Origin of the sequence: Synechococcus sp. CBW1108, from assembly GCF_015840335.1 — a bacterium.
Lineage (GTDB): Bacteria > Cyanobacteriota > Cyanobacteriia > PCC-6307 > Cyanobiaceae > Cyanobium_A.
Genome location: NZ_CP060395.1, coordinates 268388 through 291942 on the forward strand (window position 1 = coordinate 268388; position 23555 = coordinate 291942).

Annotated in this window: 20 protein-coding genes; 14 read left to right on the plus strand and 6 right to left on the minus strand. The window is 67.1% G+C overall.

Going from position 1 to position 23555, the window contains the following annotated elements; all coding sequences use genetic code 11:
* From H8F27_RS01410 to H8F27_RS01420, 3 genes are read left to right on the plus strand one after another with little or no spacing between them, the layout of a single operon-like run.
* A complete protein-coding gene (locus H8F27_RS01410) occupies positions 1-2133 on the plus strand; it encodes a M3 family metallopeptidase (protein WP_231596442.1) in 2133 nt (710 codons plus the stop codon).
* On the plus strand, positions 2133-3221 hold the full coding sequence (locus H8F27_RS01415) for a phosphotransferase enzyme family protein (RefSeq protein ID WP_197150618.1): 1089 nt from the start codon (positions 2133-2135) through the stop codon (positions 3219-3221). The genes H8F27_RS01410 and H8F27_RS01415 overlap by 1 nt, the downstream gene beginning before the upstream one ends.
* Entirely contained in the window at positions 3218-3766 is a 549-nt protein-coding gene (locus tag H8F27_RS01420) for a DOMON-like domain-containing protein (protein WP_197150620.1), read from the plus strand. Before H8F27_RS01415 ends, H8F27_RS01420 begins: the two co-directional genes overlap by 4 nt.
* Before the next feature lie 3 nt (positions 3767-3769).
* Here the strand turns inward: H8F27_RS01420 and H8F27_RS01425 are convergent, their stop codons facing one another.
* Genes H8F27_RS01425 through H8F27_RS01440 form a run of 4 tightly spaced genes read right to left on the minus strand, consistent with a single transcriptional unit; the run spans position 3770 to position 10626 of the window.
* Positions 3770-4156, minus strand: a complete 387-nt coding sequence (locus tag H8F27_RS01425; protein ID WP_197150622.1) for a dihydroneopterin aldolase — start codon at positions 4154-4156, stop codon at positions 3770-3772.
* Positions 4153-5466: a glutamate-5-semialdehyde dehydrogenase gene (locus H8F27_RS01430; protein ID WP_197150623.1), complete on the minus strand. Its 1314-nt coding sequence runs from the start codon at positions 5464-5466 to the stop codon at positions 4153-4155. The genes H8F27_RS01425 and H8F27_RS01430 overlap by 4 nt, the downstream gene beginning before the upstream one ends.
* Positions 5467-5473: 7 nt before the next feature.
* Positions 5474-6370 (minus strand): ROK family protein, encoded by an 897-nt coding sequence (locus H8F27_RS01435; protein WP_197150625.1) that lies wholly within the window; start codon positions 6368-6370, stop codon positions 5474-5476.
* Positions 6370-10626 (minus strand): translocation/assembly module TamB domain-containing protein, encoded by a 4257-nt coding sequence (locus H8F27_RS01440; RefSeq protein ID WP_197150637.1) that lies wholly within the window; start codon positions 10624-10626, stop codon positions 6370-6372. Before H8F27_RS01440 ends, H8F27_RS01435 begins: the two co-directional genes overlap by 1 nt.
* Positions 10627-10692: 66 nt before the next feature.
* Here H8F27_RS01440 and H8F27_RS01445 point away from each other — a divergent pair, with 66 nt between their 5' ends.
* The 11 genes from H8F27_RS01445 (at position 10693) to clpB (ending at position 22565) form a co-directional block, all read left to right on the plus strand.
* Positions 10693-11160, plus strand: coding sequence for a Ycf51 family protein (locus H8F27_RS01445; protein ID WP_197150639.1), 468 nt, complete (start codon positions 10693-10695; stop codon positions 11158-11160).
* Positions 11161-11162: 2 nt separating this feature from the next.
* Positions 11163-11546: a DUF4332 domain-containing protein gene (locus H8F27_RS01450; protein WP_197150642.1), complete on the plus strand. Its 384-nt coding sequence runs from the start codon at positions 11163-11165 to the stop codon at positions 11544-11546.
* Between the two features lie 61 nt (positions 11547-11607).
* Entirely contained in the window at positions 11608-11904 is a 297-nt protein-coding gene (locus tag H8F27_RS01455) for a hypothetical protein (RefSeq protein WP_231596443.1), read from the plus strand.
* The gene (locus tag H8F27_RS01460; RefSeq protein ID WP_370594454.1) at positions 11905-13560 is read left to right on the plus strand and encodes a CocE/NonD family hydrolase; all 1656 of its coding nucleotides are present in this window, start codon (positions 11905-11907) and stop codon (positions 13558-13560) included.
* Between the two features lie 21 nt (positions 13561-13581).
* A complete protein-coding gene (locus H8F27_RS01465) occupies positions 13582-14367 on the plus strand; it encodes a DUF3887 domain-containing protein (protein WP_197150644.1) in 786 nt (261 codons plus the stop codon).
* Positions 14368-14409: 42 nt separating this feature from the next.
* Complete coding sequence (glgB, locus tag H8F27_RS01470) at positions 14410-16692, plus strand: 1,4-alpha-glucan branching protein GlgB (protein WP_197150646.1); 2283 nt, start codon at positions 14410-14412, stop codon at positions 16690-16692.
* 26 nt (positions 16693-16718) lie between these two features.
* The gene (gene hemE / locus H8F27_RS01475; protein ID WP_197150647.1) at positions 16719-17777 is read left to right on the plus strand and encodes a uroporphyrinogen decarboxylase; all 1059 of its coding nucleotides are present in this window, start codon (positions 16719-16721) and stop codon (positions 17775-17777) included.
* Positions 17774-18784, plus strand: coding sequence for an NAD(P)-dependent oxidoreductase (locus tag H8F27_RS01480; protein WP_197150649.1), 1011 nt, complete (start codon positions 17774-17776; stop codon positions 18782-18784). The genes hemE and H8F27_RS01480 overlap by 4 nt, the downstream gene beginning before the upstream one ends.
* 104 nt (positions 18785-18888) lie before the next feature.
* Positions 18889-19230, plus strand: coding sequence for a c-type cytochrome (locus tag H8F27_RS01485; protein ID WP_197150651.1), 342 nt, complete (start codon positions 18889-18891; stop codon positions 19228-19230).
* Between the two features lie 340 nt (positions 19231-19570).
* Positions 19571-19834, plus strand: coding sequence for a hypothetical protein (locus tag H8F27_RS01495; protein ID WP_197150655.1), 264 nt, complete (start codon positions 19571-19573; stop codon positions 19832-19834).
* Positions 19835-19940: 106 nt separating this feature from the next.
* A complete protein-coding gene (clpB, locus tag H8F27_RS01500; RefSeq protein WP_197150663.1) occupies positions 19941-22565 on the plus strand; it encodes an ATP-dependent chaperone ClpB in 2625 nt (874 codons plus the stop codon).
* On the opposite strand, the gene H8F27_RS01505 is transcribed toward clpB, so the two are convergent.
* Both H8F27_RS01505 and H8F27_RS01510 read right to left on the minus strand, forming a co-directional pair.
* A complete protein-coding gene (locus H8F27_RS01505) occupies positions 22562-22849 on the minus strand; it encodes a hypothetical protein (RefSeq protein ID WP_197150665.1) in 288 nt (95 codons plus the stop codon). The genes clpB and H8F27_RS01505 overlap by 4 nt on opposite strands.
* A 220-nt stretch (positions 22850-23069) precedes the next feature.
* A complete protein-coding gene (locus H8F27_RS01510; RefSeq protein ID WP_197150668.1) occupies positions 23070-23555 on the minus strand; it encodes an HIT family protein in 486 nt (161 codons plus the stop codon).

Here is a 23555-nt window from a genome sequence, read left to right on the forward strand (position 1 = left end):
ATGGGAGAAGTCACCCCAGCCGCCATGGTCCAAACAGCTGCCCCGCCCCTTTTAACCGGCCGGGGCCTGCCCCAGTTTGGGGCGATCACAGCGGAGCAGGTGGAGCAGGCAATCCCCCTGCTGCTCGAGGAGCTGCACGCCCAACTCACGGCCCTGGAGGCAAACCTGGAGCGCCGCCTGGCCATGGGCGAGGCCGCCCCCATGGGCTGGGAAGACATTGGCTGGGAAGAGCTGATGGATCCGCTGCACCAGCTGGGCGAAAGGCTGCGCTGGAGCTGGGGGGTGGTCAGCCACCTCAACGGCGTCTGCAACACGCCCGAGCTGCGCGCCGCCCACCAAGGGCAGCAGGGGGCGGTGGTGCAGTTCGGCAACCGGGCCGGCCAGTCTCGGCCCATCTACCTGGCCCTGGAAGCCCTGCAGCGGAGATCGGCCAGCCTCGATCCCAGCCAGCGCCGCATCCTGGAGGCCGAACTGCGGGACATGCGCCTGCGCGGCGTGGGTCTGGAGGGGGCCGAACAGGACGACTTCAATGCCGCCAGCGAGCGACTGGCCGAGCTGGCCACCGCCTTCGGCAACCACGTGCTGGATGCCACCAACGGCTGGAGCCTCACCCTCACCCAGGAAGAGGAGCTCGACGGCCTGCCCACCAGCCTGTGGGAGCTGCTGGCCCAGGCGGCCCGGGATAGGGGCGAAGAGGGTTGGCGGCTTGGGCTGGACATGCCGCGGGTGGTGCCCTTCCTCAAATACAGCCGCCGCCGCGATCTGCGCGAGCACCTCTATCGGGCCCAGGTGAGCCGCGCCTCCAGCGGCGAGCTAGACAACCGCCCCCTGATCGAGCAGATCCTGGGACTCAAACTGGCCCAGGCCCGGCGGCTGGGCTACCCCAACTGGGCCGAGGTGAGCCTGGCCTCAAAAATGGCCGGATCGGTGGCCGAGGTGGAAGCCCTGCTGGAGCAGCTGCGGGCCGCCGCCTACCCCGTTGCCCAGCGGGAACTCGAAGCGCTTGCAGCCTGCGCCGCCCGGCACGGGGCCGCCGAGGCCAGCGGGATCATGCCCTGGGACGTCAGTTACTGGGCCGAGGTGCTGCGCCAAGAGAGCTTCGATCTAGACAGCGAGGCCCTGCGGCCCTGGTTTTCACTTGAGCAGGTGCTGGACGGCCTGTTTGGCCTCTGCCAGCGGCTGTTCGACATCCGCATCGTGGCCACCGAAGCGGGGGAAGCACCGCTCTGGCACAGCGATGTGCGCTACTTCAGGGTGGATGATGCCAGCAGCGGTGAGCCCCTGGCTGGCTTCTACCTGGATCCCTACAGCCGCCCGGGTAGCAAGCGGGGTGGGGCCTGGATGGATGAGTGCCTGGGCCGCTCCCGCACCCCAGCGGGGGAGCAGGTGCTGCCGGTGGCCTACCTGATCTGCAACCAGAGCCCGCCGGTGGGGGAGACCCCCAGCCTGATGACCTTCGAGGAAGTGGAAACCCTCTTCCATGAATTCGGCCACGGCCTGCAGCACATGCTCACCACGGTCGATCGCCCCCAGGCCGCTGGCATCAACAACGTGGAGTGGGATGCGGTGGAGCTGCCCAGCCAGTTCATGGAGAACTGGTGCTACGACCGGGCCACCCTGATGGGCATGGCCCGCCACTGGCAGAGCGGCGAGCCCCTGCCCGAAAGCGAATACCGGAAGCTCCTGGCGGCCCGCACCTTCATGGGCGGCAGCGCCACCCTGCGCCAGGTTCACTTCGCCCTCACCGACCTGCGCCTGCATAGCCAGTGGACCCCCGCCTGTGGCGAGAGCCCCGAGCAGCTGCGCCGCCGGATCGCCGCCACCACCACGGTGCTCGAGCCGATCCCCGAGGACGCCTTTCTCTGCGCCTTCAGCCACATCTTCGCCGGCGGCTATGCGGCCGGCTACTACTCCTACAAGTGGGCCGAGGTACTCAGTGCCGACGCCTTCAGCGCCTTCGAGGAGGTGGGGCTCGACCAGGAGGAGGAGATCGTGGCCACCGGTCGTCGCTTCCGCGACACCGTGCTCAGCCTGGGTGGCAGCCGCTCTCCAGCCGAGGTGTTCGAGGCCTTCCGAGGCCGCGGACCCAGCAGTGGGGCCCTTATCCGCCACTCCGGGCTGGCGGCCGGTTGATGGCTGCTGCCGCACCGGAACTGGTGGCCATCGCCGAAGCCTTTGCCCTGCCCGGGCCTGTCACCGCGATTGCGCCGCTGGGCAACGGCAACGTCAATGCCACCTACCGGGTGGACACCGCCAGCGGCGAAAGCTTCGTGCTGCAAAGGCTCAACACAGCGGTGTTTGCCGAGCCGGAGCTGGTGATGGCCAACCTGCAGTCGCTTAGCACCCACGCCCAGCAACGGCCCCTGGCCGGCCAGCGCTGGGAGGTGCCGCGGGTGATCCAGCACCGCCACAGCGGCCAGCCCTGGCTGAAGGCAGGCGGCGAGTTTTGGCGGCTGACCAGCTTCGTCAACGACGCCGTGACGCTGGATGCCATTGCCACCCCCGCCCAGGCGATGCAGGTGGGTAGGGGGCTGGGCCTGTTCCACAACCTGATCAGCGACCTGCCCACCGATCGACTGGCCGACACCCTGCCGGGGTTCCACATCACTCCCACCTACCTGGCGGCCTACGACCAGATCCTGCAGTCCAGCCAGCTCCAACGCTGCGAGCGGACCGGGTGGTGCACTGCTTTCATTGCGGCGCGACGGGGGCTGGCGACGGTGCTGGAGACGGCCAAGGCCGAGGGCAGGCTCCTGCTGCGGCCCATCCATGGCGACCCCAAGGTGAACAACGTGATGCTCTGCGCCCGTACCGGGGTGGCGGTGAGCCTGGTGGACCTGGACACGGTCAAGCCAGGGCTGGTGCATTACGACATCGGTGACTGCCTGCGCTCGGCCTGCAATCCGGCGGGGGAAGAGGCGCCCCCTGGCGCTCCCATCCACTTCGACCTCGAACTCTGCCAGGCCGTGCTGGAGGGCTACCTGGGCGCGGCGCGAGCCTGCCTAAGTGAGGTCGACATCGACCATATCTTTGCTGCCGCCAGGCTGATCAGCTTCGAGCTGGGCCTGCGCTTCTTCAGCGACCATCTGGCCGGAGACATCTATTTCCGCAGCCAGCGCCCCGGCCACAACCTGGAGCGGGCCCTGGTGCAGTTCAAGCTCACCGAGAGCATCGAAGCCCAGGAGCAGGCAATCCGCACGATCGTGGAGGGCTTGCGGTGAACTGCCAGAACTTCAGCCTGGTTCCCTTCGGGCCCAGTTCCACCAACCTGACCATCTGCGGGGATCTGGCCCTCCACGCCGGGGTGATGGAGGTTGTCTTCAAGCTGGAAGGCGATCTCAGCGCCATCCGGATCGCCCCGCCGGCAATGGCTGGTGAACGCCGCGATCTGCTCTGGCAGACCACCTGCCTGGAAGTGTTCCTGGCCCACCGGGGAGCTGGGCCCTACTGGGAATTCAACCTTTCCCCGGCTGGCCACTGGAACGTCTACCGCCTGGAGAGTTACCGCCAGGGGCTGGCCCCGGAGCCTGCCTACGCCCAGCTTCCCTTCAGGGTGCAGCGCCACCTCCAACAACTCAGCCTGAGCCTGCGCTGCGGCCTGCCACCGGCCCTGGCGCTGCCAGCAACAGCTGACCTGGAAGCCGCCATCACCGCCGTGATCCAGCACAGCGATGGGAGCCTCAGCTACTGGGCCCTGCACCATCCCGCCGCCGAAGCTGATTTCCATCACCGCGATGGCTTCTGCCTCCAGCTGGGCCGGGCCTGAGGCTCAGCAAGGCAGCCCGGCTTCACGCCAGCGCCGCTGGCGCCGAACCGCCACCCGACCGCCGAAGCCAGGCACCGGGGCCTGGCATTTGGCCAGATCCAGCCGCAGTGGAATCAGGCCATAGAGCGTTTCAAGGCAATCGAGCACCAACTCGCTGTAGTGCTCAATCGTGAGGCAGCACACCTGGCGGGCCTGACACTGCAGGGCCGTGATCGCGAGGGCGTAGTCAAAGCTGGCGGCCAGCCGATCGCTGCGGGCCGCTTCAGCCAGATCGCCCGCCAGCCAGAACTCCAGCTCAAACCACTGGCCCTGGGCCCTCTCCAGCTCCAGTACCCCCACATGGGCCCAGAGGCGCAGGCCCTGCACATGGATCCAGTCTGGATGGGTCACAGCGGCAAGCTCCTGTGGCTGAACTGGCGGACTCCGCTGGCGTAATCGGCGGCGATATGGCCCTCCCCCCGCAGCCGGTAGCGGTAGGTGACCAGCCCCTCCAGCCCCACCGGCCCCCGGGGGGGGAGGGTCTGGGTGGAGATGCCAACCTCGGCGCCGAAGCCGTAGCGGTATCCATCGGCGAAGCGGGTGGAACAGTTGAGGTACACCCCGGCACTGTTGACCGCAGCCAGGAAGCGGTCTGCCGTCGCCGGATCGGTGGTGCAGATGGCATCGGTGTGGCGGGAGCCGTAGCGGGCGATGTGCTCCAGGGCCGCCTCGAGGTCGGGCACCACCTTCACACTCAAGATCAGGTCGGAATATTCCGTGCTCCAGTCGGCTTCGCTGGCCCCCTGGCCCACCCCCAGGGCCTGGGAGGCGGCATCGCCGCGCAATTGGACACCAGCCTCGGCAAACGCATCGATGGCAAGCGGCAGGAACGCAGGGGCGATCGCCCCATCAACCAGCAGGGTTTCGATCGCATTACAGGCAGCCGGGTACTGGGTTTTGGAATCCAGGGCCACCCGCAGGGCCTGCTGGAGGTCTGCGGCCCGATCCACAAACAGGTGGCAGATTCCGTCGGCGTGGCCGAGCACCGGGATGCGGGTGTGGTCCTGAATGAAGCGCACCAGTTCGTTGGAGCCCCGGGGAATGATCAGATCAACCAGGCCGTCAAGTTTCAGCAGCCCCAGGCTCTCCTCCCGGCTGGTGAGCAGCTCCAGGGCATCAGGGAGGTCCTCGGGGGCCACCTCACTGGCGGCCAGCCCTTGGCGCAGGGCCGTGAGGATGGCGGCGCAGCTGCCCCTGGCCTCCCGGCCCCCCTTGAGCAGGGCCCCGTTGCCGGAGCGGATCGCCAGGGAGGCGATCTGCATCACCGCATCGGGCCGGGCCTCAAAGATCACGCCCAGCACCCCGAGGGGCACCGTCACCCGCTCCAGCACCAGGCCCTGATCGAGCTCGGTATGCAGCTGGCGTCTGCCCAGCGGGTCGGCCAGCTCCGCCACCTGGCGCACGCCGGCGATGGCGCCATCGAGCTTGGTGCCATCGAGCTTCAACCGGGCCACCAAAGCCGGAGCCAGCCCCTCGGCCGCCGCGGCCTCCAGGTCGGCCTGGTTGGCGGCCAGGATCGCGGCACGGTTTTGCTCCAGGCCAGCGGCCATGGCCCGCACCGCCTGGCGCCTCAGGCCATCGCCCAACTGGCCAAGAACCATGGCCCTGCGGCGCACCTGGGCCGCCCGGGCGAGCAAATCTGGAGAGGGATCGGCAATCATCTGCCCATCATCCCAAGCTGGAGGCCAGCCGCTCGAGGGCCAGGCGCGCCGCCCCGAGCCGCCCAGCTCCGTTGCCCAGGCTGCAGGGCCGGATCGCCAACCCCTCCCGGCTGACCGGCTGCACCCGCTGCTCCACCTCGCCCCACAGCGCCGGCAGGAAGTGGGCGCTGGCAGCGCTGATCCCGCCGCCGATTAACACCAGCTCCGGGGTGAACACATAGAGCAGGGAGCTGACACCGATGCCGAGCAGGCGGCCATAGGCCCGCCACACCTCCAGGGCCTCGGCGTCGCCGCCATCGGCCCGCCGGCAGAGTTCGGCCGGATCCAGCCCAGAGAGGCGGGCCAGACCGCGGCGGCTGCAATAAGACTCAATCGAGCCGCTGTTGCCGCTGTTGCAGGGCGGGCCCTCGGGATCGATGCCGATCAGCCCGGGCTCGGCCGCCGCACCGTGGCGACCCGTGAACAGCCGGCCGTCGATCAGCACCGCCCCGCCCACCCCGGTGCCGAGGGTGAGAAGTAACACATCGCGCCTGTCGCGGGCCGCCCCCAGCCAGTGCTCGCCAAGCAGGGCGCAGTTGGCATCGTTGGCCAGGGTGACGCGGCGAGCCAGCAGGGGTTCGAGCCAGTCGGCCAGCGGCACCTCCCGCCAGCCCGGCAGGTTGATGGCGATCCGCGCCACCCGGCCCGCCCCATCGCTGGGGCCGGGATGGCCTACCCCCACCCGATCGGCCAGGTGCTCGGGGTCAAGCTGCTGCACCGCCTCCACAATCGCCGTGGTCACGGCCCCTGGCAAAGACGGCTGGGGCGTAGGCACCTCAAGGCCGGCGAGCAACTCTCCGGCCAGGCTGAAGCGCCCCAGCTTAAGGGCGCTGCCGCCCAGGTCCACGCCGATCAGCTGGTTCATCAGAAGCGGAAGAAGAGCTGCAGCTGGCTCTGCCAGGCCCCCTGGCTGTCCACCGATCCCTGCAGGTTGAGCAGCTCGGAGGCCCTGTAGTTGAGGTTGAGTTGGGGTGGCACGTCGGAGCGGTTCGGGGCAGCCAGCACCGAGGCATTAAAGCGCTCGTCTATGTCCAGGCCGATCTCGGCCCCCAGCACCAGCTGGGGCGGCACCCGCCCGGAGCGCCGCTCGGCGCCGCTGTTGACCGCCTGGTTCACGTAGGTGGGATAGAGGGCGAAGCTCAGCCGCTGCCCAAACACATCGCTGAAACTGCCCAGCAAGGGCGAAAGCAGGGTCTGGCCCAGGGCGGTGGCCAGCACGGCGGTGCCGCCTCCACCGGCCAGCCCGACCAGGGTGTTGCCACCGATCAGGGCCAGGAGCCGGTCCTGCGAAAGGGGGGGCGAACTGCGCAGCACCAGGTTGTCGGCGAGACGATCCGCCGGGCCGCTGACACTGAGGTAGACCCGCACCAGATTCAGCTGGTCGAGGCTGTTGGTTGCTCCCTCGGCCTGATAGTTCTGCAGCGACAGGTTGTCGGCCGGCCCAATCCCACTGGCCACCGGCAGGCTGTCGGGAACCCTGGTGCGCAAGGAGATGTCGAGATACGGGATCAGGCCCATGGAGGGGGTGAACACGGCCACGTTGGGGGAATCCGGGTCCAGGCCAAAGGTGGAGGTGAAAAGGTTGAGGCGCCCCCGCAGCAGGCGCACCACGCCCTGGAGTCGCAGGCTGGGGTCGAGCCGCCCATCTATCCGCAACAGGCCGCTGCTGTTGAAACTGGCCAGGTTGGGCACCCCCACGGTGAGGTCTGGGCCCAGGCTGAGCCGCAGGTTGTCAAAGCCCACAAACCTGACGTTGGGGACACTGGCACGCAGAAGCCCACTGGCATCACCCTCCACCTCCGGCCCGAGCAGCACCAGCGGTTGCTGGAAGTTCCAGCTGGATTCGATCAACTCCGGCACGCTGGCCACGCTCACCCCAGGCGCCTTCTCACTGGCCAGGCGGCCGGGCTGCACGTTGATATTGCCCCGGGCAATCGAGAGCTCCCCGCCAATATCCATGGCGTTGAGGCTGCCGCCGATGCGCAGCTGGCCTGCGGCCACGGCCCGGATCCGCGGCATGGCGAAGGGAACCGCGGCCAGCTCCACGGCCAGGCTGGCTTCCTGACCATCGGCCGTCTTGCCGGGCCGCAGCAGGCCCAGCGAACCGCTGCCCCGCACCGAGCCCTTCTCCCCCACCCTGGCGCTGAACTCCTGCAGCAGTAGCTGCTCGAAGTCGAACAGCACGATCGCCTCAACCTCCTGCAACCGCTGGCCGATGAACTGCAGCTGGCCGCCACGCAGGCGCAGGAAACCGTTGGCAATGGGCTCGGCCACACTGCCGCGCACCAGCAGCTGCAGGTCGCCGCTGCCCTCTTTCCACTCCAGGGCAGGTTGGGCCAGCCCGGTGAGGAAGCGCAGGCCATCATTCCGACTGGCCAGCCTCAGCTCGACGCCCTCCTGGCTCGGATCGAGGGGCACGGTGCCGGCCAGATCCACACTGCTGGCAGCCCCGGCCGCCCGCAGGGAGAGGTTAACCAGCAGCCGTCCCTGCTGGAGCTCGATCAGGCCCCGCTCCAAATCGAGGGGAGTTTGCTGCAGCCTGGCGTCCTTCAGAGCCAGGTTAAGGCTGAGCTCGGGCCTGGAGCCGCCGAGGCTGTAGCTCCCCCGGGCGGAGGCCAAGCCGCCGAGGCCAGCGGGCATAGGCGTCAGCAAGGCCAACAGCTCCAGGGGCAGGTTGGCCAGGCTGAAGCTGCCTGTGCCCTGGCGCAGGGGGCCCTGGAAACGGGCCTGCAGGGGCTGCTGGGTGAGGGCCTGGTCCCGATCCGTGCCGACTGACCAGAGATGGGCGCGGGCATCGAGGTCGGCGCGGGCCGCCAGCAGGGTGGGGCCCTCAAGATCCAGATCCACATCGACACTGCCGGCCAAGCGCTGCAGCTTTTCCAGGGGGGTGCGCAGCCGCTCCCGCTCGGCCCGATCTACCGCCAGCCGTTGGCGGGCCAGGTTCAGGGCCTGCAGGTGGTCGTCCAGGGTGCCGCCGAAGATATCGATCAGCAGGGTGCCGATATCACTGGCGCTGCCGACCCTTGGCGGCCCCTCGCCCCGCCACTGGGGCCAGGCACGGCCCAGCTGCTGTAAGAAAATTGTCGATAACTGGCGGCCTTCAAGCCTGGACCTGAACGGCCCGTTCCAGAGTCCCGACCAATCGAGCTCCAGCTGTCCTCCCGCCAGGGGCGAAAGGGCTGCCTGGGCCTGATAGCGGCGGTTCCTGTAGTGGAAGGTGGCCTGGGCCGTCTTCCCCCAGACGCCAAGAAAAACCGGTCGATCCAGGCTCACATCGCCACTGAAGGCCAGGGGCTGCAACTCAAGCTGGCCCTGGCCGCTGAGCTGCCCCTGCAAGGGTTGGCGGCGGCCCCTGGGACCGAGGGCCAACTGCAGGCCCTCCAGGGACAGGCCGCTGGCCTGCCAGCGATAGCCCCGGGGCCGGCCGACGAGCTCCAGCCAGCCGCCATCTCGCTCGAGGCGCACCTGACGGGGCACCCAACGGGTATCGAAGCGGGCCACCAACTCGCCGTTCGGGGCGGGGGCAAGGGCCTCCATGGCCAGCCTGCCGCCGCCGGCCCGATCGCCGAACCATTGGCCCTGCCAGGTTTCCCGCAAACTGATCGGCCCTGCTCCGGGCTGGTCGATCTGGAGATCCAGGTCGGGTGTGAGGGCGCTAAGGGGTCCGCGAACCCGGCCTGAGGCCCCCAACACCCCCTGCAGCGGACTGCCCACCAGCAGACCCAGGCGGGAAAGCGGGTAGCGCCGCAGGTCCAGCTGCAGATCCAGGGGGCCTGGCACCAGCCCCTTCCCCTGGCGCAGGGCCAGGGGCAAAACGCCTCGGGCCCTTAGATAGGCATTGCTGAATTGCTGCAGGGCGAGGCGACCCTGGCGCCAGTCGAGGCTGGCGCTCCAGGGACCCAAAAGGGGGTTTTCAGACTGGCCGAAACGGGCCTGGAGCTCGGGCTGGCGCCAGGGGCCCCTGGCCTCCACGCTGCCGCCCAGCAGCTGGTCGAGCAGCCAGGCGGGCCGGCCGGCCTGGAGCGGCAGATCGCGGGGGCTGAGGCGCCAGCGGCCGCGGAGGTCCAGTCGTTGATTGAGGTGGCCGCCCAATCGCACCCAGGAGGCGCCACGGCGCAGCTCCAGCTGAGTCAGGGCCAGACCACCGGGCTCCACCAGGCCAGTTGCCTCGACCGTGCCCTGGAGCCTGAGGACGCCCGGCCCAACCCAGCGCCAGTTGCTGCGAGCCAGATCCAACCGTTGCCCCTGGCAGCGCAGCGGCGCCGCAGCCAGCTCCAGCCGGGTGCCCCCCGGGCCGGGGCGCCACTGGATCTGACCTAACTGCAGCTGGCCCTGACAGGAGCGCTGGGCACCGCGCCAGCTCAGGCCAACCCGACCATCGAGGCGACCGAAGAGCTGGCCTGGAACAGGCAAGGGCCCCTGCAGGGCCGCCAGCGGAAAGGCCTGGCTGCGCAGGTTGGCCTGCCAGCGCCTCTCCTGCCAATTGCCCTCCAGCCGCAGGGCCATCTGGCCGCCGCCGCGGGCGGGCCGCAGCCGACCATCGATCTCCAGGCTGCGGCGATGGGGCCTCAGGCCAAGCCGGGCGGCGAGGCGAAAGCTCTGCCCCCCCTGCGCCAGCGTCACCAGGGCAGGATCGGCCAGGCGCAGGCGCAGATCCAGACGGGGAGGGGAGACACCCGGTGCCAGACGCCCAGGCACCCAGTACTGACCCTGGCGATTGCGGCGCAGGTCGGCCCGCACCCCCGCCAGGGTCACGTGCAACACAGGCAGGCGCAGGCGCAGGCTGGCTAGGGGATCGAGGCTCACAGCCACGGATCGCACCGCCACGCTGGAGGCATCGGTGGGGCCTGCCCCAATCCGGCTGGGTCCTAGCCGCAGCCCGGCCCAAGCCAGCCCCTGGTAGGGGCCCAGCTCAAGGGGATGGCCCAGCACCCTGCCCAGGGATTGCTCCAGCCGGGGCTGCCAATGCTGGTAGAGCCGGCGCAGGGCCTGGTCACCCCCCCAGCACAGCAAAGCCAGCCCGGCACCGCTGAGGGCCAAGACCGCCCCGATCCGGCCCAGCTTTGGTAAGGGGTGAGGCGACTGGGGGGGGCCGGAATCCTTATGGGGCAACACCGCCATTGCCCTGGGCTGCCCCTTGCTGTGTCTGGCGCAATATAGAAGCCATGACGCGAAGAACCAGCCCCAATGGCCGCTGAACCGATCCTGCTGACAGCGGGCCAATGGCTGGGCGCCGCCAGCGGCCTGCTAGCCATCACCACCATGGTCGGCTACCTGGGCCGCTGGGGGGTTCGCTTCCGCCTGGTGGGCATCACCAGCTTCACAGCCCTGCTGGCAATCTCCTGCCTGGCCTTCTCGGTGAGCTACACCCAGCGGGTAAGCCTGGAGGGAGCTGTGACCGTGCCGGTTGTCTATGACAATGGCGGCGATCTGCTTGTGGCGGCCGCCCCGGCCGATCTCCCCGAGGGCGCCGCAGGGCCCAGCGTGCAGCAGCTGGCCGAGAACCTGCGAACCAGTGGCCGCAACAGCGCCGAAGGCCTGGTGCACGTGCGGCTGCGACGGGTGGAAGCGGTGGCGCCGGGGCTGAGCAAGCCAGTCGTGCTGGCGGAAGCCAGCCGCAGCCTGGCCACTGGCAGAGTGGAACTCCAGCCCTGACCATGTGGCAGCTGCCGGCCCACTTTGAGCGCGAGCAAGTTCAGTTAAAGGCAAGTGGCATTGAGGGTTGGGCCCAGATGGCAGTGCTCGAAGACGCAGACCTGCGCCGCATCGGCGCCAGGGGCGGAGCCAGTGAGGCCAGGCTGATCAAGCTGCGCGGCCAGGCCCGGCTGGTGGTGGAGGTGGATCTGCAACCCGCCGAAGCGGCCCTGCTGCTCTATGCCGGCATTGCCAGCCCCAAGGGCCTGGCAATGGCCGATCCCCAGCAGCTACTGGTGCAGATGGGCAGGTTGCAGCGCAGCCTCACCGGCAGGGCAGCCCCAACCTTTGACCTCCCGACCCTGCGTAGCTGGATCAAGCGGGCCCAGCGCCGCCCCACAAACTGATCCAGCCCCCTCGCAATCGCCCATCCCAGCAAACTGAAATGGGAGTAACCGATTGTTGATCGTGAAATCCCGCCCCCGAGCCGGGCAGCTCGCCTGGGTGGCGGCGGCGCTGGTCTTGGCGGCCAGCCCGTTTGCCCCTGGGGCCCAGGCCCAGTCCCAACTGCTGGAGTCCGTCAAGCAGAACCCCGACCGGGCCAAGGCCCTCTGCGCCCAGCTGCGCAACCTCAACGCCCAGGGGCTCTCAGCCACCTCCCAGCAGGCCGTCGCCCAAATTGCCCGACAGGAAAACCTCAGCCCCATGGACGCCGAAGTGCTCACCACTTATGTGATCGGGCTCTACTGCCCAGATGTGCGCTGAGTGAAGGCCCCGCCCCCTGGCCCCTACGGGGTGCGCTGGCAAGACCAAGTGCGCTGGCAAGACCAAGGGATGACCTGTCGCGATGGCACCAGCCTGGCCAGTCGCATCTGGAGCCCGCAGGCACCAGGCCCCTGGCCCGTGCTGCTGATGCGCCAGCCCTACTGGCGGGCAATCGCCTCCACCATCACCTACGCCCACCCCAGCTGGTATGCCTCCCACGGCTTCCAGGTGGTGGTGCAGGACGTGCGGGGCAAGGGGGACTCCGGCGGCGAGTTCGGGGGATTTGCCCAGGAAGCCGCCGATGGGGCGGACAGCATCCGCTGGGCCCGCCAGCTTGAGGGCAGCAACGGCCAGGTGGGCTGCTACGGCTTTTCCTACCAGGGCCTGACCCAGCTGCTCAGCGACGACCCCACGGCAATCCCCGATTGCCTGGCGCCGGCCATGACCGGCCTGAACGAGTGCTGCGACTGGGCCGTGACAGGGGGCGCCCACTGGTGGGCCCTGGGCCTGGGCTGGGGGCTGCAACTGGCGGCCCAGCGCTGCCAGAGGCGGGGCGATGGCAGCGGTTGGCGCGCGATCAGGCGCAGCCTGGAAACGGGCAGCTTTCTGGAAGAGGGGCTGGAACTGCTGGAGCGCCATGATCCCGAGGGCATGGCCAGGCGCTGGCTGCTGGAGCCTGCAAACGGCAACTGGCCCTGCCATCGGCCGCCCCCAACCCTGCTGCGCCAACCGATGCTGCTGATCGGAGGCTGGTGGGACCCCCACCTGGGCGGGATCCTGGACCTCTGGGCCCAATCCCGCCTCGCCGGCGGCCTGCCCACCCTGCGGATCGGCGCCTGGAGCCATACCAATTGGCAGGGGGGCATCGATCGCCTGCAACTGGCCTTCTTCCAACACCATCTGCAGCGCCAGCCCCTCCCCCCTGAGCTGGGCGCCCCAGCCCTGCTGGAAGATGCCAGAAGCCACCGCTGGCAAGCGCCGGCAGCACCATCAATCCAGCCGGTCTGGGGCTTGGCGAGCGGCGGACTCGCTGCCATCGATTCCCAGGAGGGCCAGCTGGTTTCACCACAGGCCAGCTGGGGCGAGGTGACCCTGGTGCACGATCCCTGGCGACCAGTTCCGGGCAGGGGGGGGCACCTGGGGCTCGACCCGGGACCCTGCCAGCGGGGCGACATCGACCAACGTGGGGATGTGGCCTGCTTCACCAGCGCGCCCCTGCCCCGGCCGCTGCGGCTTGAGGGCCGGCCGCGGCTGAGCATTGCCGTGGAGGCCGATCAGCCGAGCTTCGACCTCTGCGCAGCCCTTTCGGTGCTGGACAGCACCGACGCCAGCGTCCTCCAGCTCAGCACCGGCATGGCCCGCTGCCACCGGCAGCCCGGCCGAAGCTCGGTGTTGCAGTTACAACTGCAGCCCCTGCTGGCAACCCTGGCCGCCGGCCAGCGGCTGCGGCTCTCCCTGGCGGGGGCGGCCTGGCCCCAGATCGCCGTCAACCCTGGCCATGGCGACGATCCCCCTGGGCCCAGCGGCCCCGGCCACCGGGTGATCAGCCTCAGGCTGGATCTCCAGCAGTCGAGCCTGCAACTGATGCCGCTGCTGGATCTAGATCCTGGTGCTGATGGAGACCTTGGGCCAATTGGAGAGCCTGGGGCAAACTGAGCCTCTCCCACTGTGTATCCGATGCTGATGCGCCACCTGCGCTCCCCTCGCCACCCAGCCAGCCTCGCTCTTCTAGCCCTGGCCACCGCCATCTGCATGGGAGCTGGGCCAGAGCTTCCGGCCACCGGGCTGGCGGCCCAGGAGCAGGCCGCTGAAAGCAAGCTGCCGGGCCTCAGTGTGGAGGAGGCCCGGGCGGCTGCGAACCGGATCCTGAAGGCGGTGCAGAGCAGGGATGCCAACCTGCGCTACAGCCAGTTTTCCCCTGAACTGAAGGCGGCCAGCAGCCCATCGATGGTGGCTGCCACCATTCGCACCCAACCCAAACTGCTGAGCTGGAACCTGCTCAGCATCCAGCGCGGCCTGCGCACCACCACCGTGGAGGCCAGCCTCACCACGAGCGCCGGCAAGCAGGATGTGTTCCTGGTGCTGAATGGCGCCGGTCAGATCAGCGGATATCACATCGACTTAACCGATCAGGCCCCAAGCCTGGTGGCCAGGAAGTTTGTGGCGGCCCTCAGCTCTGGCCACTTCATCTCCGCCCGCGGCTTTTTGAGTCTGGAGTTGCAAAAGGAAATCAGCGTCGCCAGCCTCCAATCCCGGTGGCAGCAGCTGCAACGCCAGACCGGCGACTTCGTGCGCATCAAGCGGGCTGTCGAGAAAGGCAGCTCCAGTGACCAACACCTGGTTCTGGTCTTTACCGAATTCAACCGACTGACCGACAGCCTGTTTGTGATTCTCGACAACAACAATCAGATTATTGGCGTCGACTTCCCCAGCGACCCGATCACCCCCCAGCCGGTTCGCTGAGCCCCCGGCAGCTTAAGCTCCCGAATCGCTCGCTGCTTGTTCATGTCCGTGCTCAGCCTTGATTGGATGGTGCAGGACGCCGAGCGGTTGGCCGAATGCCGCCACGACTATCCCTTCGCCGTGCTGGGCCCCCAGCCCCTGGAGAGCGCAGGCTGGGTGGTGAGGATCTGGATGCCTGAGGCCGAAACCGTCGAGCTGCTGGTCGACGGACAGGCCCTGGCGATGCAGACCCCCAACCATCCCTGGATCCATGAGGTCGAACTGGGCAGCGATCCGGGCATGGGCTACCAGGTGCGGGTGGTGCGGGGCGGGATTGAACATGTCCAGCACGATCCCTGGTCTTTCCGTGGTGAGTGGATGGGTGAACTTGATCGGCTGCTATTCGCCGAGGGGAATCACCATCACATCTGGCGTAAAATGGGCGCCCACGCGGTGGAGCAGAACGGCGTCAGCGGCGTGCAGTTCTGCCTGTGGGCACCCAATGCCCGCAGCGTGGCTGTACTCGGCAACTTCAACAGCTGGGATGGGCGGCACCATCCGATGCAGAGTCGGATGGGCGGCTGCTGGGAGCTGTTCATCCCCGGGCTCAAGCCTGGTGAGATCTACAAATACGAGGTACGCGCCCAGAACGGCCACTGCTATCAGAAGGCAGACCCCTACGGCTTCCGCCATGAGGTGCGCCCCAACAACGGCTCGATCGTGGAAACCCTCGCCGGCTACAGCTGGGGCGATGCCGGCTGGATGGAAGAGCGCGACAGCCGCAATCCGCTCGATCAACCCGTGGCGGTGTACGAGATGCACCTGGGCAGCTGGATGCACGCCGCCGCCGACCAGCCCTACATCGAACCCGATGGCACCCCCCGCCCGCCGGTGCCCGCGGCCGATCTCAAGCCGGGCGCCCGCCTGCTCACCTATCCGGAGCTCGCCGATCGGTTGATCCCCTACGTCAAGGCCCGCGGCTTCACCCACATCGAGCTGATGCCGATCTCTGAGCATCCCTTCGATGGCTCCTGGGGCTACCAGGTGACTGGCTGGTATGCCCCCACCAGCCGCTTCGGCAGCCCGGATGAATTCCGCGCCTTCGTAGACCGTTGCCACAGCGAAGGCATCGGCGTGATCCTCGACTGGGTGCCGGGCCACTTCCCCAAGGACGCCCACGGCCTGGCCTTCTTTGATGGGGCCCACCTCTACGAGCACGCCGACCCGCGGATCGGCGAGCATAAGGAATGGGGCACCCTGATCTTCAACTACAGCCGCAATGAAGTTCGTAACTTCCTGGTGGCCAACCTGGTGTATTGGTTCGAGCAATTCCACATCGATGGCATCCGCGTCGATGCGGTGGCCTCGATGCTCTATCGCGACTACCTGCGCCCCGATGGTGAGTGGCTGCCCAACGAACACGGTGGCCGTGAAAACACCGAAGCGGTGCGTTTCCTCCAGCAGGCCAACCACGTGCTGTTTGAGCACTTCCCGGGCGCCCTTTCGATCGCTGAGGAATCCACCACCTGGCCCATGGTGACCCAGCCCACCAACATCGGCGGTCTGGGCTTCAACCTCAAATGGAACATGGGCTGGATGCACGACATGCTCGATTATTTCGAGCTGGATCCCTGGTTCCGCCAGTTCCACCAGAACAATGTGACATTCTCGATCTGGTATGCCTTCACCGAGAACTTCATGTTGGCGCTCAGCCACGACGAAGTGGTGCACGGCAAGAGCAATCTGCTCCACAAAATGCCGGGCGACGACTGGCAGAAATTCGCCAACGTGCGGGCCCTGCTGGCCTACATGTGGACCCACCCCGGCAAGAAGACCATCTTCATGGGGATGGAATTTGGCCAGCGCGCCGAATGGAATGTCTGGGGTGATTTACAGTGGGAGCTGCTCGAATACGACGCCCATCAGGGCCTGCAGCGCCTGGTGGACGACCTGAACGTCTTCTACAAGTCTGAGCGAGCCCTCTGGGGCGATGACTTCAGCGAATTCGGCTTCCAGTGGATCGATTGCAACGACAACCGCCACTCGATCATCAGCTTTATGCGCCGCGAAAGCGCCACCGGCTCCTGGCTGGTGGTGGTGGCCAACTTCACCCCCCAGAGCCATTCCCATTACCGGGTAGGCGTGCCGTTGGAAGGCTTCTACACAGAGGCGTTCAACACCGACGCCGAGCGCTATGGCGGCAGCAACCTGGGCAACCTGGGCGGCAAGTTCACCGACGAGTGGGGCATCCACGGCTACGAGCACTCGTTGGATCTCTGCCTGCCGCCCCTGAGCGTGTTGGTATTCCGCCGCGACGAAAAACGCAGCGTCATCTCGCTCGGGTAGGTTCGCGCTCCGTGCCGCTTTCAGCCATGACCGAAACCGCCCCCCTGCTGCTGCGCGCCGCCCGAGGTGAGCAGGTCGAGCGGCCGCCGGTGTGGATGATGCGCCAGGCCGGCCGTTACATGAAGGTCTACCGCGACCTGCGCGACCGCCACCCCGGCTTCCGCGAACGCTCGGAGAACCCCGATCTCTCCTTTGAGATCTCGATGCAGCCCTTCCACGCCTTCCAACCCGACGGCGTGATCCTCTTCTCCGACATCCTGACGCCGCTGCCGGGCATGGGGATCAACTTCGACATCGTCGAGAGCCAGGGCCCCCTGATCCAGGAGCCCATCCGCAGCCTGGCCCAGGTGGAGGCCCTGCGGCCGTTGCAGCCGGCCGAGACCATGTCTTTTGTCGGCGATGTGCTTACTCGCCTGCGCCAGGCGGTGGGCAACGAGGCCGCCGTGCTGGGTTTTGTGGGCGCCCCATGGACCCTGGCCGCCTACGTGGTGGAGGGCAAGAGCAGCAAGAATTATGCGGTGATCAAGGCCATGGCCTTCCGCGAGCCTGTGCTGCTGCACAAGCTGCTCGATCACTTCGCCGAATCGATCGCCGCCTACCTGCGCTTCCAGATCGATTCAGGCGCCCAGGTGGTGCAGATGTTCGATTCCTGGGCCGGCCAGCTCAGCCCAATGGATTACGACACCTTCGCGGCGCCCTACCAGAAGAAGGTGGTGGATCTGGTCAAGCAGACCCATCCAGATACCCCCTTTATCCTCTACATCTCCGGCAGCGCCGGCGTGCTTGAGCGCATGGCCCGCACAGGCGTAGACATTATTTCGCTGGACTGGACCGTGGACATGGCTGAGGGCCTGGCCCGCCTCCCCGAGCACCTGGGCGTGCAGGGCAACGTGGACCCCGGCTTGCTGTTTGGCACCCCAGAGGCCATCCGCGATCGCATCGACGACACCGTGCGCAAGGCCCGCGGCCGCAGGCACATCCTCAACCTCGGCCACGGCATCCTGCCGGGTACCCCGGAAGAGAATGGCCGCGCCTTTTTTGAGGCAGGTAAATCGGTGATGGAGCGCCTCGGAGCCCTGGCTTGAAGGCCGCCCCAGCCCGGATCCTGATCACCGGGGCATCGGGCTGCGTCGGCCAGCACATCGCCGCCCAGCTCTACCGCGACACCGACGCCGAGCTGCTGCTGCTGCTGCGCGATCCGGCCAAGCTCACCGCCGTTCCGGCCAACGATCCCCGGATCACCCTGCTGGTGGCAGACCTGCGGGAGCTCACCCCCCACGCCGGGGCGATCGCCACCGCCACCCGGGTGATTCACACGGCCACGGCCTGGGGCGACCCGGAGCGGGCCATGGCGGTGAATGTGGTGGCCGTGAAGCAGCTGCTGGCCTTCACCAGCCCGGAGTGGCTTGAGCAGGTGATCTATTTCTCAACCGCTTCCCTACTCAACCGGCAGCTGGGGCTACTGCCCGAGGCCCTCAGCGAGGGCACCGAATACATCCAAACCAAGGCCCTTTGCCTGCAGCAGCTGGAGCAGCACCCCCTGGCCGAGCGGATCGTGGCGGTCTTTCCCACCCTGGTGTTCGGCGGTGCGGTGGATGGCAAGGGGCCCTTCCCCACCAGCTATCTCACGGCGGGGCTGAGCGAGGCCTGTCGCTGGCTGTGGCTGGCGAAATGGCTGCGGGCCGATGCCAGCTTCCACTTCATCCACGCCGCCGACATCGCTCAGGTGTGCTGTCATCTGGCCACCAGGCCCCACCAGAGCAACCCGGAGCCGGGTCAGGGTGCGTTGCGGCGCCTGGTGCTGGGCCAGCCCGCCATCAGCGTCGATGCCACGGTCAGCCAGCTGTGCCGCTGGCGCCGCAGCTGGCGGCCGCCCCTGGGCCTCAATCTCCAGGGGGCTCTGATCGAGGCCCTGATCAAGCTGCTGCGCATCGAGGTCAACGCCTGGGATCGCTTCTCGATTCGCCAGCGCCATTTCGTCCACGAACCGGTGAGTCCGCCGGAGCGCTTCGGCCTGGTGAGCCATGCCGCCAGCCTGGCGGCGGTATTTGAGCAGGCCCGGCTTCCCCACCGGGGGCGGCCAGGCTCCTGAGCCGGCCCTGGGTGGCAAATGTTGCGAACCTGATTGCCTGGGGTCACAACAGGCCCCATCACCACTTAATTTTGACAAGTAGCCCATGCTTTAAGCGCCCTCCCATGCGCCGACTCCTCTCTTTGATTGCCCTCTGCCTGGCGCTCGTGCTGGGTGCCTCCCCGAGCTTCGCCGCCGATGCGGCCCACGGCGGCCAGATCTTCTCCGCCAACTGCGCGGCTTGTCACATGGGTGGCGGCAACGTGGTGAATGCCGAGCGCACCCTCAAGCAGGATGCCCTCGAGGCCTACCTGGCCAACTACGCCAGCGACCATGAATCCGCCATTGCCTATCAGGTGACCAACGGCAAAAACGCCATGCCTGCCTTCGGTGGCAAGCTCAGTGAAGGTGACATCGCCGATGTGGCCGCCTACGTCGAAGAGATGTCCGCCAAGGGCTGGGCCTGATCAGCTTCACCGCATCAGCGAAGCCCCGGCAACAGCCGGGGCTTTTTAATGGGGCTGGTGCCTGGCCTGGAGCGCCTAAATCACTCCCGGCCGCGCCTGGCAGCCAGAACGGCCAGATAGAGATCTTCAGGAACCTCGCGGATGTCGTACTCGCTGGGGAGCACCCCATGCACATGGCGATGGACAACCATCCAGCAATTGCGTTCAGGGTCTCGGGCGGTGGAGTCAAACTCGCAGGATTCGGCAGCAAGCCGCTCAATTAACGGATCCATTACGTCTGCCAACGCCAGCAATCCCGGTGCTAGGCCAGAGTGGCCTGAGTCCCAACCCTCTGTAAAGCATGCAGGCTGCCCTGATTGGTCTGGCCGCCCTGCTCGCCAGCGCCGCCCCAGCCCTGGCCCAATCCCCCATCGGTGACTCCTGTCCCCTGGTGGTTCCGCCAGGCCAGCGCTTGCTCCAACCCAGAAGGATCCAGCCCGATCAGGTGAAGGCCAAGAACGCCATGGGCTGCCTCTCCCCCGCCGATGCGGTGTATGGGGCCGATGGCTGTCCGCTCCGCCTCTGCAATCCCGATGCCGGGGTGATACAGCTCCCGCTTCCATAGACCGCTCCATAGGCCGGTTCTCACGCCCAGCTGATTCGGCCTCCCGGGGTGCCAGCTTCTGGCTCTGCCCATAGCTTTGAAGCACGGCTCCATTCCAGAGGTTCCCATGCATCCCACCGCCGAACTGTTCACCGAAAAGGCCTGGGGCGCCGTGGTCGCCGCCCAGCAGCTGGCCCAGCAGAAGCGCCAGCAGCAGATGGAAAGCGAGCACCTGCTTGCCGCCCTGCTGGCCCAACAGGGCTTGGCAGGCCGCATCCTGGAGAAGGCCGCCGTCGATGTGGGCACCCTGAGCCAGAAGGTGGAGGCCTGGATCGACGGCCAGCCAAGTTTGGGCGCAGCACCAGACACCGTCTACCTGGGTAAGGGGCTCAATACCGTGCTCGATCAGGCAGACAGCCTCAAGGGGGCCTACGGCGACAGCTACATCGCCATCGAGCACCTGCTGCTGGCCCTGGCCATCGATGAGCGCTGCGGCAAGCAGCTGCTTTCGCAGGCCGGCACCAATGCCGACAAACTCAAGGAAGCAGTACAGGCCATCCGAGGCAGCCAGAAGGTGAGTGACCAGAACCCCGAAGGAACCTACGAATCCCTGGAGAAATACGGGCGCGACCTGACCCAGGCGGCCCGCGAAGGCAAGCTCGACCCGGTAATCGGCCGCGACGAGGAGATCCGCCGCACGATCCAGATTCTCAGCCGCCGCACCAAGAACAATCCGGTGCTGATCGGCGAGCCCGGCGTGGGCAAAACCGCGATCGTGGAGGGGCTGGCCCAGCGGATCGTCAATGGCGACGTGCCCCAGGCCCTGCAGAACCGCCAGCTCGTGTCGCTGGACATGGGCGCCCTGATCGCCGGCGCCAAGTATCGCGGCGAGTTTGAGGAGCGGCTCAAGGCCGTGCTCAAGGAGGTCACCGCCTCCGAAGGGCAGATAGTGCTGTTCATCGACGAGATCCACACCGTGGTGGGGGCCGGTGCCACCGGCGGAGCCATGGATGCCAGCAACCTGCTCAAACCAATGCTGGCCAGAGGCGAACTGCGCTGCATCGGCGCCACCACCCTCGATGAGCACCGCCAGCACATCGAAAAGGATCCTGCCCTGGAGCGACGCTTCCAGCAGGTGTTCGTGGATCAGCCCACGGTGGAAGACACCATCTCGATCCTGCGGGGTCTCAAGGAGCGCTATGAGGTGCACCACGGCGTGCGCATCGCCGACAACGCCCTGGTGGCCGCCGCCGTGCTCAGCAGCCGCTATATCGCCGATCGCTTCCTGCCGGATAAGGCCATCGACCTGATGGATGAATCGGCCGCCCGCCTGAAGATGGAGATCACCTCCAAGCCTGAGGAAATCGACGAACTAGATCGCCGCATCCTCCAGCTGGAGATGGAAAAACTCTCTTTGGGGCGCGAATCCGATGCCGCCAGCCGCGATCGGCTCGAGCGACTCGAAAAAGAGCTCGCCGACCTGAGCGAGCAGCAGAGCGCCCTCAATGCCCAGTGGCAAAAAGAGAAGGGTTCGATCGATGAACTCGGCGCCATCAAGGAGGAGATCGAGCAGGTGCAGCTGCAGGTGGAGCAGGCCAAGCGCAACTACGACCTCAACAAGGCCGCCGAACTCGAATACGGCACCCTGGCCGGCCTCCACAAGAAGCTCGCCGCCAAGGAGGAGGAGCTCAATGCAGGCGGTGCCCCCGGAGAGAAGAGTCTGCTGCGCGAGGAGGTCACCGAAGATGACATCGCTGAGGTGATCGCCAAGTGGACCGGCATCCCGGTGGCCAAGCTGGTGCAGAGCGAGATGGAGAAACTCCTTCAGCTGGAAGATGAGCTGCACACTCGCGTGATCGGCCAGGCCCAGGCCGTAACGGCCGTGGCCGATGCGATCCAGCGCTCCCGGGCGGGCCTGAGCGATCCAAATCGGCCCATTGCGTCCTTCCTGTTCCTCGGCCCCACCGGCGTGGGCAAAACCGAGCTCTCCAAGGCCCTGGCTTCCCAGCTGTTCGATGCCGAGGAGGCGATGGTGCGCATCGACATGAGCGAATACATGGAGAAGCACGCCGTGAGCCGCCTAATCGGCGCGCCTCCGGGCTACGTGGGCTACGAGGAAGGGGGCCAGCTCACCGAAGCGGTGCGGCGCCGGCCCTACGCGGTGATCCTGTTTGACGAGGTGGAGAAGGCCCACCCCGATGTGTTCAACGTGATGCTGCAGATCCTCGATGACGGCCGCGTCACCGATGGTCAGGGCCGCACGGTGGATTTCACCAACACGGTGCTGATCCTCACCAGCAACATCGGCAGCAGCTCCATTCTCGATCTAGCCGGGGATCCAGCTCGCCACGGCGAGATGGAAGCCCGGGTAAATGAGGCCCTGCGGGGCCACTTCCGGCCCGAATTCCTCAACCGGCTGGATGAAACAATCATCTTCCACAGCCTCAAGCAGGAGGAACTCCGCCAGATCGTGGAGCTGCAGGTGAAACGCCTGGCCCGGCGCCTGGAAGATAAAAAGCTGACGCTCCAGCTCAACGCCGATGCTCTCGACTGGCTGGCAGGAGTGGGCTACGACCCCGTCTATGGGGCCCGGCCACTCAAGCGCGCCATCCAGCGGGAACTGGAAACCCCGATCGCCAAGGGCATCCTGGGCGGCCAATTCAGCGGCGGCCACACAATCGCCGTGGCGGTGGAGCAGGAGCGGCTGCGCTTCCAGCAGATCGATCCGGCCAAGCTGCCGTTGCTGGTTTAGAAAGCGAGGGCCTGGCTGACGGAATAGGCGGTGGTGCGAGCCTGCTCCGCCGGGCTCTCCAGCTCATCAATCGGTGTGTGGGTGTGCCGCCAGCTCATCAGCAGAGCGATCAAGTCGGTGAAGGCCAGGCCGGGATGGGTGACCTGGGCTGGATCCCGCGCCAATCGCTTGCGGCAGAACTGCATTGGCCGCGAGGTGCGCAGCCGATGGGATGACAAGAAAACGTTATCCGCCGAATGGCCCGCCCCCAGGGCCAGATCCGCCAATTCAAGAACCTGCTGCACATGCTCGATGATGGCAATTTTATCGAGTTAGCGAAAGCCCATAACGGGTGCAATAGCAGCATTACGATTCTAATCAGCACCCCCGAAATTCACACAAAACCTTGACCAATGATCCAGGCCGTGGGGTCGGCTTGGCATGACGCCAGCAGATCAGAAGTTGCTGGCGATGCGACAGGAGAAGTCGAAGAGTGGAAGTTCGGCCGGAAGGGCATTGGCCTGCTCAGGAGTGAGGGAAATGCCAGCAATGGGGTTCGGGGTTCGAAGCCAGCAGCTGCCGGCCCCGGGCCACCAGCGCCGCCACCGCAACCGGATCGGCAGGGGGGCGCTCACCCCGCTCCACCGCCCGGTAGTGATCCGCCACCGACCAGGCGGCTGTGTGGGGATCCCCACCAAAGCGGGGAATCAGGTGCAGGTGGAGATGGGGCGCCCCCTCGCCGAAGGCGATCGCATACACCCGCTCGCAGCCCGTCAGCTCCCTCACAAGGGTGCTGGCCCACTGCACCGCTGGCCCCCAGGCCGAGGCCTCGGCGGCCGTGAAATCAGCCGGCCCGCCAAGGTGACGCACGCTGTCAAGCAGCAACCAGCCAGGCAGCGGAGCGGGATCGAGATGGTGGCGCAGCAGCCAGAGGCCACCCCGACCGATTTCGTAGGAGCCGGCGGCGCAACCCTGCCGGTGGAGATGGCAGATGGCACAGGTTTCGACCAT